The 13,642-nt window shown below is 72.5% G+C and carries 7 protein-coding genes; 4 read left to right on the forward strand and 3 right to left on the reverse strand.

The window, feature by feature from the left end:
- The first annotated feature begins 65 nt into the window (after positions 1-65).
- The gene (locus AB0D53_RS08515) at positions 66-3,671 is read left to right on the forward strand and encodes a BTAD domain-containing putative transcriptional regulator (RefSeq protein WP_362441942.1); all 3,606 of its coding nucleotides are present in this window, start codon (positions 66-68) and stop codon (positions 3,669-3,671) included.
- Here the strand turns inward: AB0D53_RS08515 and AB0D53_RS08520 are convergent.
- Positions 3,658-5,658 carry a sigma-70 family RNA polymerase sigma factor gene (locus AB0D53_RS08520; RefSeq protein ID WP_362441945.1) on the reverse strand — a complete coding sequence of 667 codons (2,001 nt, stop codon included), beginning with the start codon at positions 5,656-5,658 and terminating at the stop codon, positions 3,658-3,660. The genes AB0D53_RS08515 and AB0D53_RS08520 overlap by 14 nt on opposite strands.
- A gap of 719 nt (positions 5,659-6,377) precedes the next feature.
- A complete protein-coding gene (locus tag AB0D53_RS08525; protein ID WP_362441949.1) occupies positions 6,378-7,352 on the reverse strand; it encodes a helix-turn-helix domain-containing protein in 975 nt (324 codons plus the stop codon).
- 340 nt (positions 7,353-7,692) lie between these two features.
- Between AB0D53_RS08525 and AB0D53_RS08530 the strand changes: the two genes are divergently transcribed.
- The gene (locus tag AB0D53_RS08530; RefSeq protein ID WP_362441952.1) at positions 7,693-9,153 is read left to right on the forward strand and encodes an FAD-dependent oxidoreductase; all 1,461 of its coding nucleotides are present in this window, start codon (positions 7,693-7,695) and stop codon (positions 9,151-9,153) included.
- A gap of 187 nt (positions 9,154-9,340) precedes the next feature.
- Positions 9,341-11,110, forward strand: coding sequence for a SpoIIE family protein phosphatase (locus AB0D53_RS08535; RefSeq protein WP_362441955.1), 1,770 nt, complete (start codon positions 9,341-9,343; stop codon positions 11,108-11,110).
- Between the two features lie 29 nt (positions 11,111-11,139).
- Here AB0D53_RS08535 and AB0D53_RS08540 read toward each other — a convergent pair whose 3' ends face one another.
- Positions 11,140-12,450, reverse strand: a complete 1,311-nt coding sequence (locus AB0D53_RS08540) for an MFS transporter (RefSeq protein ID WP_362442039.1) — start codon at positions 12,448-12,450, stop codon at positions 11,140-11,142.
- Positions 12,451-12,605: 155 nt separating this feature from the next.
- On the opposite strand from AB0D53_RS08540, the gene AB0D53_RS08545 reads away from it, so the two are divergent.
- Positions 12,606-13,163, forward strand: a complete 558-nt coding sequence (locus AB0D53_RS08545) for a MarR family transcriptional regulator (protein WP_093549590.1) — start codon at positions 12,606-12,608, stop codon at positions 13,161-13,163.
- The last annotated feature ends 479 nt before the right edge of the window (positions 13,164-13,642 follow it).

Raw genomic sequence — 13,642 nt, forward strand, 5'->3', positions numbered from 1 at the left:
AACGGCCGCTGCGGCGCGCGCCGAGAGGTGGGGCGCTCGCCGCGGGCGCGGGACACAATGGCCCGGTGCGGTATCTGATCCTGGGCGTCACCGAGGCGCGAGACGAGAACGGCACCGCCCTGCCCGTGAGCGGTACCCGGCTGCGCGCTCTCCTCGCCGCCCTCGCGCTGCGCGCCGGACGCGCCGTCCCCGTCGCCGATCTGGTCGACGACGTATGGGCCGCCGACCCCCCGCACGACGCCCCCGCCGCTCTCCAGGCCCTGGTGGGCCGGCTGCGCCGGGTGCTGGGCAGGGACGCGATCGCGAGTACCCACGGGGGCTACCGCCTGACGGCCGGGCCCGACGAGGTCGACCTGTACGTGTTCGAGCGGCTCTCCCGCCAGGGGGCCGAGGAGCTCGACGCGGGCGACCCCGCGACTGCGGCACGTACCCTCCGTACCGCGCTCGCCCTGTGGCGCGGCCCCGCGCTCGCCGATCTGCCGGACCGGGACCACGGCCACGGCCTGCGCCCCGAAGGCCACCGCCTGGCCGCGCTGGAACGCCGTATCGAGGCCGACCTGCGGTGCGTGGCGACGGGCCGGGACGGCGGCGCGGGCCCGGACGCGGGGCCCCGGACCCTGGTGCCCGAGCTCATGGAGCTGACGACCGCCCACCCGTACGACGAACGCTTCCGCGCCCAGCTGATCCGCGCCCTGCGCGCCGAGGGCCGTCAGGCCGATGCGCTGGCCGCCTACGAGGACGCCCGCCGCGCTCTCGCCGAGGGCCTGGGGGCCGATCCCGGGCCGGAACTGAGCGCGCTGCACGGGGAACTGCTCGCCCCGCCGCAGCCGCCGTCCGGGCCGGCGGCGATACGCCCGCAGCGTCCGCTCGACGCGTCCGGCCCCGCCGCCGGGCACGGCAATCTGCGGCCCCGGCTGACCTCGTTCGTCGGGCGCGAGCCGGAACTGCGGTCCATACGCGCCGATCTGACCCGTTCCCGCCTGGTCACCCTCACCGGCCCCGGTGGCTCCGGAAAGACCCGGCTGGCGGAGGAGGCCGCCGCGCGCGGCGGGCACGCGGCCGACCCGGACGCCTGGATAGCCGAACTCGCCTCCGTGGACGACCCCGTCGACGTACCCGGAGCCGTGCTCTCCGCCCTCGGGCTGCGCGAGACCGCGCTCCTCCGTGACAGCAACCGCGACGGACAGCCGCCGCGCACCGACCCGACCGACCTCCTCGTCGAGCACCTGGCGCACTGCTCCCGCATCCGCCCCTTCCTGCTCATCCTGGACAACTGCGAGCACGTCATCGAGGCGGCCGCGACCCTCGCCGAGACCCTGCTCACCCACTGCCCGCAGCTGCGCATCCTCGCCACCAGCCGCGAACCCCTCGGCGTGCCCGGCGAGTCCGTACGCCCGGTCGGCCCGCTCCCGGCCGACCCCGCCCACCGGCTGTTCGCCGAGCGCGCCCGCACCGTACGCCCCGACTTCGACCCCGGGCAGGAGGCCGGGCGCGACGCGGAGGCCGTGGCCGAGATCTGCCGGCGGCTCGACGGGCAGCCGCTCGCCATCGAGCTCGCCGCCGCCCGGCTGCGGATGCTCGGCCCGCGCCAGATCGCGGACCGGCTCGACGACCGCTTTCTCCTGCTGACCGGCGGGAGCCGGACCGTACTGCCGCGCCAGCAGACGCTGCGTGCCGTCGTCGACTGGTCCTGGGACCTCCTGGACGAGGACGAACGCACGGCGCTGCGGCAGGTCTCCGTCTTCGCGGGCGGCTGGGACCTGCGGGCCGCCGAAGCCGTCGTCACGCCCGGGGCCGTCACGAGCGGAGCGTCCGGGGCCGTCACGCCTGGAGCGCCGGGGGTTGTCACGAGTGGAGCGCCCGGAGTCCTCGCACCTGGAACATCCGGGGCCGTCACGCCCGGAGCGCCCGCTGTGATCACGCCCGGAGCGGACCCCGTCGCAGCCGTGTCCCGCGGGCCCGTCCCCGCCCGGCTCTCCACGGCCGACCTGATCGGCGCCCTCGTCGACAAGTCCCTCGTCGTCGCGGCGCCGACCGCCACCGGCGAGATGCGCTACCGCCTCCTGGAGACCATCCACGAGTACGCCGCCGAACGCGCCGCCGAGGTCCCGGAGACGCGTGCCGCCGCCGCGAGCGCGCACACCGCGTACTTCCTCGCGCTCGTCGAGCGGGCCGAGCCCCGCATCCGCTCCGGCGACCAGCTGCCCTGGATCGAACGCCTGGAGACGGACCTCGACAACATCCGGGCCGCCCTCCACCGGACCGTCGTCACCGGCCCGTCCGAGGCGGAAGCGGTACGGCTGGTTCTCGGCATGGGGTGGTTCTGGTGGCTGCGCAACTTCCGCTCCGAGGGCCTCACCTGGGCCGAGCGTGCCGTGGCGCTGGGCCCGGAACCGGCCGACGCCGACGACCCCCGCTACTGGCCGCGCATGCATCTGGAGATGCTGCGGTACTTCCTCGCCGTGGAGGCCGGGCCCGCCGAGGCCGTCCACGGTGACGATCGCTACCGGGCGGTGATGGACCGGGTGGCCGAGGCGTTCAGGTCCTCGGGACCGCAGTCCGCCCGCTTCCCCGGCATGCTCTGGCCGATGGCCCTGTTCGCGACCCGGACGACCACCGAGACCCACGCGCTGATCGACTCGGTGGCCGACAACGCCCGGACCCACGGCGGCGCCTGGGAGTACTGCCTCGCCCTGATGTTCCGTACCCACGTGGTCGTCGACATGCCGGGCGGCATGCCCGGGGTCGACGCCGATCTCGCGGAACTGCGCGAGCTGAGCCGCCGCGTCGGCGACCGCTGGATCCGCGCGCAGGTGGCGAGCGCGGCCGCGGAGGCGAGCGTGATGCGCGGGCGGTTCCCGCAGGCCCGGACGGCGTACGAGGAGGCGCTGCTGCTGTCCCGCGAGGTCGGCGCGCATGCCGAGGCGCCGTTCCTCCTGGCCCGCCTCGCGGATCTCGCCTACCGGATCGGTGACATGGCGGAGTTCGAGCGGACCCTGGGCGTGGCGGAGCGCGAGGCGGACCGCTACCAGGTGCACGACGCCCGCGCCTACATCCATTTCCTGCGCGCCACGGCGGCCCTGGAGCGGGGGGAGATCGACCGGGCACGGCAGTTGGTCACCGAGGCGGCGCACGCGATCGGGCGGGGCAGCCCGCCGTCGCACTTCAGCGCCGTGGTCGAGGGGCTGGCCGCCCGGATCGCGGTGCACGAGCCGGGACCCGACCGCGGTCCGGCGGCGGGTGTGCGGGGCCTGATGACGGCACTCCGCGGGGCACGGGACGCCCAGTGCGCCGAGCTCGTCACCGGGCATCTGGCGGACTGCGTGGCGTCCGTGCTGCCGAAGGTGGGCCACCACCGGGCCGCGGTACGGATCCTGGCGGCGGCGGACGGCTGGCGCCCGTTCGGCCCCAGGACCGAGGCGCAACAGGCCGAGGTGGAGGAGGCCGAGCGGCAGGCGCGCGAGGAGCTGGGACCTCAGCTGTACGAGGCCGAGCGCGCCGCGGGCCGCGCGCTGACCCTCGACGACGTCATCGAGCTCCTGACCCGCATCACCGAGGAGCTCCCGGAGCCGCCGGGATGCGCGGACCTCATCCGCGCGGACGCTCCGGCCCACGCGGAACCGCCGGGGTTCACCTCCGGCCTCACCCCGGACCGGATCACCGGCAACTGATCGTCGAATTGGCCCAGTCGGCGAGCGCCATGACGCCACCGTGCCGGGCGCGCTCGACCACCAGCCGGATGCGCTCCTGGCCGGCGATACCGACGCCCACCGGCACGGCCGGGTCGTTGCCGTTCATCACGGGGGACTGCCACAGCCGTGCCCCGTCGCCGTTGAAGACGGAGAAGCGTACCGAGCCGAGCCCCATCGTCATGTCGTCGATCCCGACCATCGCCTCGTAGCGCGTGCACTCCTTGTTCAGCTGGATGGTGACCGAGGAGTTGCTGTTGACGGTGACCCCGTGCGCGTACCTCGTGCCGCCGACCGACACACCGGAGCGCTGCCAGACCCAGGTGCTCTCGCCGAGCACCACCTCCGGTTCGGTGTGGTCGCCCAGGAGCGAGTAGCGGAGTTCGCTGACCTGGTAGACGGTCGGCGCGGGAGGCGGCGGGGTCGGTGTCGGAGTGGGCGTCGGTTCCGGCTTGGGCGTCGGCGCGGGCGGCGTCGGCTCGGGAGCGGGCTTCGGCGGCGGTGTCGGGGTGGGCGTCGGCTTGGGCTCGGGCTTTGGCTTGGGCTCGGGGGGCGGCGTGGGTGCCGGGGGCGCGGGCGGAGCCGGCGGCGCGGGCTTCGGTGCGGACGGCTTCGGTGCGGCCGGCTTCGGCTCGGGCGGCGGTGTCGGTGCCGGGGGCGCCACGACGGCCGGCTTCGCCACATGCTTGGCCTCGGGCTTCGGCTGGTCGTCGCCGACCAGAGCCCAGGCCAGTCCGGCCGCCGCGGCCACGACGACCGCCGCCGCGATACCGGCCTTCGCCGGGGCGCCGAGCCCCTCCGAGGCCGCGGCACCACCGGCCGAACCTCCGGTGGAGCCGCCCCCGGACGCCGCCGCGGCGGCACCCGCACCCGCGGCTCCCGCCGCGCCACCGGCGACGACTCCGGCAGCCTTGAGCGCGTACCCGGCGGCGAACCAGCCGATGACGGCGACCGGCAGCAGCGCGGGAATCCCGGCGTTGACATGAGCCAGCTCGCCCGCGGCGAGCCGGCACTTCGAGCACTCCTCCAGATGTCCGCGCAGGCCGCGCTCGGCCCGCATCCGGAGCCCGCCACGGGCGTACGCGCCGAGCCGGTCGGCGTAGCGCGCGCAGTCGCCGCCCGCGGTGAGCGCCTGGCTCACATGCGCCTGCAGATAGGCCTGCTTGAGGCCCTCACGAGCCCGGCTGGCCAGTACCGCCGTGGCATTGGCGGTCAGGCCGAAGAGCGGGGCGATCTCGCTGGGCGACTCCTCCTCGACGGTGGTGTGCCACAGCACGGCCTGCCAGCGCTCCGGCAGGCTGCGGAACGCCTCCATCGCCATCGACTGCTCGGCCTCGTGCATCGCCAGCACATCGGCACCGAGGTCGAGCGTGTCCGCGTCCGACACCTGGGAGGTCCGGGCCGCCTGCGCGGCGAACACCGCGAAGTCGTCGACCAGCTGCTCCCGCTTCGCGGTCCTGGTCCAGGCGGCGCCGACGTGGCGGACGGCCGTCATGAGGTAGGCCCGTACGGCCTCCTCTGGCCCCTTGCCACGGCGTACCGCCTGCAGGGTGCGGGCGAAGACCTCGGCCGTCAGGTCGTCGGCCGTGTGGGCGTCCCGGCAGCAGCTGCGCGCGTAGCGCCGCACCGCGGCGGAGTGGCGCCGGAAGAGCTCCTCGTACGCGAGGTCGTCGCCGTCCCGCATCTGCCGGATCAGTTCGGCGTCGGAGGGTGCGTTGCCCGAGGCATCGGTGGCGCCGGTGCTGCCGCCCTCCCGCTGCATCGGCACCGCGGCGTCGGCCCCGGGGCCGGGATCGGCCGGTGCTGGCCACGGACCCGGCAGTAGGGTGCCGCCCTCGGCGGCACCGCTCGACCGGCCCCGTCCGGCCTGACTCGGTACCTGCCGGGCGGAAGGCCCATCGGCATCCGCGACACCGCCCACGGCGGAGACGTCGTCGAACGACTCTTCCTGCTGCCCGTCACCGCTCATCGCGGAAGCCCCCGTATGCGCTGTCGGACCCGAACATCGGGCAAGAGTGCCACATGGCGCAATCACGACGGACCCTCAGCCTCCGCAACCACTCATCCGGGGCGTTTTTCCGAATGTGAGTACTAACGGCCATTCATTCGGGGAAAGCTCGACAGCCTCTTCTGTGAGGCCGAGGTGGAGCCGCGGTACGCGTTTGGGGAGCTACAGGCTTGCGGCCGGAGGGCGATACGGGTTTCGGCGGCGGTCGAGACGTTCGCGGACGCCGGACCCGACGGCCGGAAGAACGATGACGGGCGGTCGACCGAGACCCCATCAAAACGGGCCACATCGACCAACGCGAACGGAAGTGGACCCAGCGGGTCGACCAGACACCCGCGCGCAGGCAACACGTAGGCGCAGCGGCATCACACGCCACTGCGCCCACGCATCCCGAAAATCTCGCGGATTCCCCGGGATCCACAGATCCCGCGGGCCCTACCGGTCCGTCAGGTCCTACCGGTCCTGCGAGCCCTCAGGCCCTACGGGCCCTCAGGCCCGCGGAGCCTTTAGGCCTCACGGACCAAAGACCCCACGAACCCCACGGACCCCGCAGACCGTCTACCGGTCCTGCGAGCCCTCAGGTCCTGCGAGCCCTCAGGTCCTGCGAGCCCTCAGGCCCGCGGAGCCTTTAGGCCCCACGGACCAAAGACCCCACGGACCCCAAAGACTCCGGACTCCGCTCAGGCGGCCGGCCGGGAGCGCAGTCCCTCCAGCAGGATGTCCAGGAGCCGACTCGAAGCGGCGGCCTGCTGGGCGGCGTCCGGCAGCGAAGGTGCCGCCGTCGCTATCACCAGCAGTACGTCCGCGACCGTCACGTCGCGGCGCAGTTCACCGGCTGCCCGTGCACGATCCACCAGACGGCCGACCACTTCCAGCAACTCACCGGCTCCCGCGTCGTCGTCCTCGACGCCGGTCTCCGCGGCGAGCCGCTCGTCGGCCGGCCGGAGGTCGGCCTGGCCGGCGCCCTGGCGCTGCTGAGGCACCCGGGCCTCGTCCCGGCCACTGCCCGAAACCGATGCAGAGCCCGATGCAGAGCCCGATGCAGAGCCCGACACGGCCGCCGCCGAACCATCGCCTCTGCCGTCACCGCTGCCATCGGAATCGACATCGACGCCGACCCGCAGCACCTGGGGCGGCAGCAGCCGCCCCGCGCCAGAGGCCACGGACGTCCGCAGGAAGCGCGACAGCGCCGACCACGGCTCGTCCTCCTGGCCGAGCGCGGTCCGGGCCTGGTCCGTCAGCCGGGAGGTCTCCTCCTCGGCTATCCGCCGGACCAGCACGTCCTTGCTCGGGAACCGCCGGTACACCGTGCCGACCCCGACCCGGGCGCGACGCGCCACGTCCTCCATCGGAGCCCCGTATCCCAGCTCTCCGAACACCTCGCGCGCGGCCCGCAGGACATGTTCCAGATTGCGCTGCGCGTCCACGCGGAGCGGAGCCGTACGGCCGTTCACGCCGGCCGTCCCGGCTGCGCCGTTCGCGCCGTTCGTCCCGTTCACCCCGACCGTGGCGACCGTGGCGACCGGGCTCGTCGACGACGCTCCGACCGCTCCGACCGCTCCGACCGTGCCGACCGCTCCGTTTCGTCCCGTTCCATCGGACGAATGGGACGAAACCGCGGCAGCGGTCGGCCAATGAGAATCCTGAATGTGCATAACTGTTCCCCCGGTTATGACGTCTCCCCCCGGAGACTTCCCGCCGTTTGAGCCAGGGAGCGGATCATGGTCCCCACCCGACACCCCGGCGACATACGAACATAGTTGAGCCCGGCTCAATTCAGAAGGGGGTAGTTCCGCATGGAGCGCCCCCCGATCGGAGCAAGGACCGGTTGGTCACTGATTCGACCCCCGCCCACGGCCCCCACCCCGACCCCTGACCTGCACGGCTTGCGCACCACCGCCGAGTCCCGCGGCAACCCCCCGCCCAAAACCTCCGGTCACACAATTTGCCGAGCCTGTGGACAAACCCTTGAGCACGTTGCGTCATGGGGTGGTGATGGCTTCAGAATCCGGGGGAACACCCCCAGGACCCCCGCCGGGCGTACGCATTCTCGTCGTCGGTGGTGGCTACGTCGGGATGTACACAGCGCTGCGCCTCCAGCGGAAGCTGAAGCAGAGACTCAGAAGCGGCGATGCCGAGATCGTGGTCGTCACACCCGAGCCCTATATGACGTATCAGCCGTTCCTGCCCGAAGCGGCCGCCGGCTCGATCTCGCCGCGCCATGTCGTCGTCCCGCTCCGCCGCGTCCTCGCGCACTGCAGGATCGTGATCGGCGAGGCGCAGCACATCGACCACGCCAAGCGCACCGCCACCGTCACCACCCTCGCCACGGGGGAGGACGGCACCGGCGCGGTCGAGATCCGGTACGACGAACTCGTCCTCGCCCCCGGCTCCGTCTCGCGCACCCTCCCGGTCCCCGGCCTCGCCGACCACGGCATCGGCTTCAAGACCGTCGAGGAGGCCATCGGCCTGCGCAACCACGTCATCGAGCAGATGGACATCGCCTCCGCCACCCGCGACCCCGCCATCCGCGACGCCGCGCTCACCTTCGTCGTCGTCGGCGGCGGGTACGCGGGCGTCGAAGCCCTCGCCGAGCTGGAGGACATGGCCCGCTACACCTCGCGGTACTACCACAACATCAAGGCCGAGGACCTGAAATGGATCCTTGTCGAGGCGTCCGGCCGCATCCTTCCCGAGGTCGGCGAGGAGATGGGCACCTACGCCATCCGTGAGCTGCGCGGCCGCAACATCGACGTACGCCTCGACACCCGGCTGGAGTCCTGCGAGGACCGGATCGCCGTCCTGAGCGACGGCTCCAGGTTCCCGACCCGCACCCTCGTGTGGACCGCGGGGGTCAGACCCGCGCCGGTCCTCGCCGCGACCGACCTGCCGCTCGACGGACGCGGCAGGCTCAGGTGCACGGCGGCGCTCACCGTCGAGGGCGTCGAACACGCCTGGGCCGCCGGGGACGCCGCGGCCGTACCCGACCTCACCGCCGAGGAGGCGGGCAGGGAGACCGCGCCCAACGCCCAGCACGCGGTGCGCCAGGCCAAGGTCCTCGCCGAGAACATCCTCGCCTCGATGGCCGGGAAGCCCCTGGAGGAGTACCGGCACAGCTACGCGGGCTCCGTCGCCTCGCTCGGCCTCCACAAGGGCGTCGCCCATGTCTACGGCCGTAAGCTCAAGGGATATCCGGCCTGGCTGATGCACCGCACGTACCACCTCAGCCGTGTCCCGACGTTCAACCGGAAGGCCCGTGTCCTTGCCGAATGGACCCTTGCCGGGCTCTTCAAGCGCGAGATCGTCTCCCTCGGTTCGCTGGAACACCCGCGCGCCGAGTTCGAGCTCGCCGCAGGCGGCGGGCGCCCCGGTCCGAACGGCCCGCCGGGCCCGGGCAACGCGCCGGGGCCCGACGTTCCCTCCGGGCCCGACGGACGGCCGCCGAACGGCGGCTGACGGACCGTCGACCCGCCCGTGCGTCCGCCGGGGGGAGGACCGTACCGACAACAGTCAGTGCGGTCCGCCACACTGGACGTGTGACCATAGGTGGGCCCACATCTGCACAGAGTGACCCGGCCGGCAGTGACCGACAGTGAGCAGCCCGCAAGAGCGGACCAGACCGACACACGAGGCCAGAAATTCCGTGAACTTCACGCGCTGGAGCGCCCGCCTACCCGGAACGCAGCGCCGCGCCGCCGCACGGGACGACCGCAGTTCCGTGCCCCCGGCCCGCGCCGAGTACGCACAGCCCGAGGCCGGGCCCCGGCCGCCGGACGGCGACACGCGCGGCGGGACGAGCCGCGGTTCCCGGGACGACTCGCGCGGCGGGACCCGGCCGGGCGGCCCCACCCCGGACGATCTCTCCGCCCGGGACATCCTGGGCCAGCTGCCCGCCCTGGTGGCCCTGGTGTACGGCCCCGACCACCGGATCGCGTACGTCAACGACGCCTACACCGCCGCCTTCGGGCCCCGCCCGGCCGGTGCCACCGCAGCCGAGGCCATGCCGGAGCTCCACGAACTCAGCCTGCTGCCCCTCATGGACCAGGTCCTGCGCAGCGGCACCCCCCGCACGGTCAAGTCCCGCAAGGTCCGCAGCGGCAACTCGTACACCGTCACCTGCACTCCCGTGCACCGGGACGACGAAGAGGGAGGCGAGGTCGGCAAGGGCGGCCTCAAGAAGCAGAGCGGGAACAACAAGGGCAGAGGGAGCGGCCGAGGGAGCGAAGGCGGCGTGCTCGTGTACGCCGCCGACGTCACCGACCATGCCGAAGCGGCCGAACGGCTCCGGGCCAGCGAGCGCCGGCACCGTGAAACGGCCGTCACCCTCCAGCGCTCCCTGCTCCCGCAGGAGCTGGAGCAGCCCGACGACCTCCGGATCGCCGCCACCTACCAGCCCGGCGGCACCGACGCCGCGGTCGGCGGCGACTGGTACGACGTCATCACCCTCGGCGCGGGCCGCACCGCCCTGGTCATCGGGGACGTGATGGGACGCGGGGTGCGGGCCGCCGCCGTCATGGGCCAGCTCCGTACGGCCGTACGCGCCTACGCCCGCCTCGACCTCCCGCCGCACGAGGTGCTTCAGCTCCTGGACGGTCTCGCCGCCGAGATCGACGCCAGCCAGATCGCCACCTGCGCCTACGCGGTCCACGACCCCAACGAGGGCCGGCTCGTCTACTCCTCCGCCGGCCACCTCCCGATCCTGGTGTCCGACGAGGACGGCACGGTCCACCGCGCCGAGGACCCGACGGGACCGCCGCTCGGCACCGGCGGCTGGATCCACACCTCGGGCACGATCCCGCTGCCGCCCGGCTCCACCGCGGTCCTGTACACGGACGGCCTGGTGGAGCGGCGCAGCGAGGACATCGACGAAGGTGTCGCCGCACTGGAACGCGCCCTGTCCGGTGCCAAGGGTTCACCGCAGGTGGTCTGCGACCGGCTGATCCGTTCCCTCGGTGTCACCGCGGAACACGACGACGACGTGGCCGTGCTGGTGGTCCAGCACCCCGCCCGCACGGGTCCGGACGCGGAGCTGTTCCACAACGCCTCGCTCGATCTGCTCGGCGGCATCGAGGCGGCCCCGCGCGCCCGCGCCTTCGCGACGGGGGTCCTGACCTCGTGGCGATTCCCGGTCGAACTCTGCGACCTGGGCGTCCTGGCCGCCGGTGAACTCGTCGCGAACTCCCTCAAGCACGGCACCCCGCCGATGCGCCTGGGGCTGCGCCGTACCGACCGGCGGCTGATCATCGAGGTGACCGACGGCGACGACCACCTGCCGCGCCGCCGGCGGGCCGACCCGGCGGACGAAGCGGGCCGCGGCATCTCCATCGTCGCGACGATCGCCTCGTCCTGGGGCAGCCGTCGCACACCGGGCGGCGGCAAGGCGGTCTGGTGCGAATTCGCCCTGCCGCGGTGAGGGCCCTGCGGGGGACAGGGCCCGGCCGCTCAGCGAGCAGAGGCAGCAGCGGTGGCGGCAGCGGAGCCGGCCTCGGCCTCCGGCAGTGACACGGCCACCACCCGGGAGGGCACCGTCTCCAGCGAGGGCTGGTCCTGCACGGGGGTGAGCCGGCGGCCGAGCCGCAGCGCCAGCGCCGTGATGCCCAGCGAGAACAGCACGAACGTCACGATGTACGGCCCGTGCAGCGTCGCCCCCATGGGCCCGCCCACGGCCGGACCGACCGCCAGCGCGAGCTGCTTGCACAGGGCGAACGCGGAGTTGTACTGCCCGACCATCGACTCCGGTGCCAGATCGGCCACCAGCGGGGCCACGGTCGGCGACAGCATCGACTCGCCGAGTCCGAACAGCGCGTACGTGGAGATCATCGCGGCCGTCGCCATGGTCTGGCTGCCGTGCCCGAGCCCCGCGTATCCGGCCACGATCCAGGCGAAGGCCCAGATCAGACCGACCGAGGCGATGACCCGGCTGCGCCTGCGGCGCTCGACGAACCGCAGCACGACGAACTGCGCGACGACGATGACGGCGGTGTTCGCGGCCAGCGCGATCCCGAGCGTCGACGGCTGCATCCCGGCGGCCTCGGTGCCGTACGCCGCGAGCCCGGACTCGAACTGTCCGTAGCAGGCGAAGAACAGCACGAAGCCCAGCACGCACAGCTGCACCATGGCCCGGTGCGAGAGCAGCGTCCGCAGCCCGCCCGGCGCCTTGGACCCGTCGGTGGGCCTGGCGTCCGAGAAGGACGGCGTACGGGTCAGCCGCACCGTGGAGGCGATGACACCGAGCACGACGAACATCGCGGCCTCGATGAGGAACAGCAGGGTGAAGGTCTCCGGCCGGCTCGTGTCGACGATCTGCCCGCCGACGAGCCCGCCGATGCCGAGCCCGAGGTTCTGCAGGAAGAACTGCATGGCGAAGGCGCGCGTGCGGGTGGCCGTGCTGGAGCACCAGACGAGCATGGTGGCGAGCGCCGGCTGCATGACCGCCGTACCCGCGCCGAGGACCGCGGCCGACAGCACGGAGGCGGTCACGCCGGACGACAGGCCGAGGGCGACGGCGCCCAGGGAAGCGACGGCCGAGGCGACGACGAGCACGGGCAGCGGCCCGCGCCGGTCGATGGCCCGCCCCGTGAACGGCAGAACGGCCAGCGCCGCCATGGCGAAGACCGCCAGTACGACTCCCGCGGTGCCAGCACCCAGATCACGTACCTGTGCCACATAGACGTACAGATACGGAACGGTGAACCCCAGCCCGAACGCGCTCAGCGCGCTCCCCAGCTGGATCCGCCGCAGTGCTGCACCCATCTCCCTGGTCACACTCACCTACCTCAAGGTCTCGAAGCGACATGCCGAGCCATCCGAACGACTCGAACCCGAAGACTTTAGCACTAAAGTTAGAAGCTCAACAATTCAGCTCTAAGGACTTCGACGGCTTTGGAGGGCGTGCCATACTGCCCGCCATGCCTGACACCACCGAGCAGCCCGGACCGCAGGAGCCGGGCCTCGACGAGCAGATCGCCGCCTACCAGCGCGAATTCCGCGACCTGGACCCCCAGGTCGAACAGGTCGTCTCGGCCCTGGGCCGGCTGAACCGCCGGATGAACGTGGCGTACGGACGCCAGCTCGCCGCCCTCGGCATCAGCAACGCCGAGTGGGAAGTCCTCAAGACCCTGGTCCTGGCCGGCTCCCCGTACCGCCTGGGCCCGGGAGAGCTGGCCAAGCGCCTGGGACTCACCCCGGCGGCGATGACCCACCGCATCGACCGCATGGCGGGCGAGGGTCTGGTCACGCGCGACCGCGACGAGAACAACCGGGTGCGCGTGATCGTCGAGCTGACCGACGAGGGCCGTACGAAGTGGCTGGAGGCCATGCGGATGGCCACCGACTTCGAGGAGGACCTGCTCCAGGACCTCACGGCCGATGAGCGAGGAGGTCTCGGCGACATGCTGATCCGCCTCCTGCGCCGTGTGGAGCACGCCCAGCCGGACGCCGGCGGCCGCCTCACCGACCTGGACTGAACCCCCGTCCGACACGTGGGAAAAGGGCTTGACCTGGCGGGGTTGACACACTCCCCACCGGTCCGTAAGGTTCTTCGAGTTGTCACGGAGCCGGAACGGTTCTGCGACAACCGATCCCGCCGCGAATGCGGCAACCAAAACTCAGCACGATCTCCCACTCGGAGCAATTTCGGCATGCCGAAATTGATTTCGAAGACTCGATTATGAGTCGCCGGGAAAATCCGCTAGAGTTTGAAACGTCGGAACGGCCCAACGGCCGGGAAGACAAACCCCGCTGACTGGGAATCAGGCCCGAAAGGATCTGATAGAGTCGGACTCGCCGGAAAGGGAAACGCGAAAGCGAAGAACTGGAAAGCGCAACCCGCTTCGACCGGGAATCGGACACGAAAGAGTCTGATAGAGTCGGAAACGCAAGACCGAAGGGAAAAGCCCGGAGGAAAGCCCGAGAGGGTGAGTACAAAGGAAGCGTCCGTTCCTTG

The organism is Streptomyces sp. NPDC048295 (assembly GCF_040652135.1).
Classification (GTDB): domain Bacteria; phylum Actinomycetota; class Actinomycetes; order Streptomycetales; family Streptomycetaceae; genus Streptomyces.

Bases quoted from the DNA above. Each gene is read 5' to 3' on its own strand.
- AB0D53_RS08520 (WP_362441945.1), bottom strand. From the start codon at position 5,658: ATGAGCGGTGACGGGCAGCAGGAAGAGTCGTTCGACGACGTCTCCGCC.
- AB0D53_RS08525 (WP_362441949.1), bottom strand. From the start codon at position 7,352: ATGCACATTCAGGATTCTCATTGGCCGACCGCTGCCGCGGTTTCGTCC.
- AB0D53_RS08530 (WP_362441952.1), top strand. From the start codon at position 7,693: ATGGCTTCAGAATCCGGGGGAACACCCCCAGGACCCCCGCCGGGCGTA.
- AB0D53_RS08540 (WP_362442039.1), bottom strand. From the start codon at position 12,450: ATGGGTGCAGCACTGCGGCGGATCCAGCTGGGGAGCGCGCTGAGCGCG.
- AB0D53_RS08545 (WP_093549590.1), top strand. From the start codon at position 12,606: ATGCCTGACACCACCGAGCAGCCCGGACCGCAGGAGCCGGGCCTCGAC.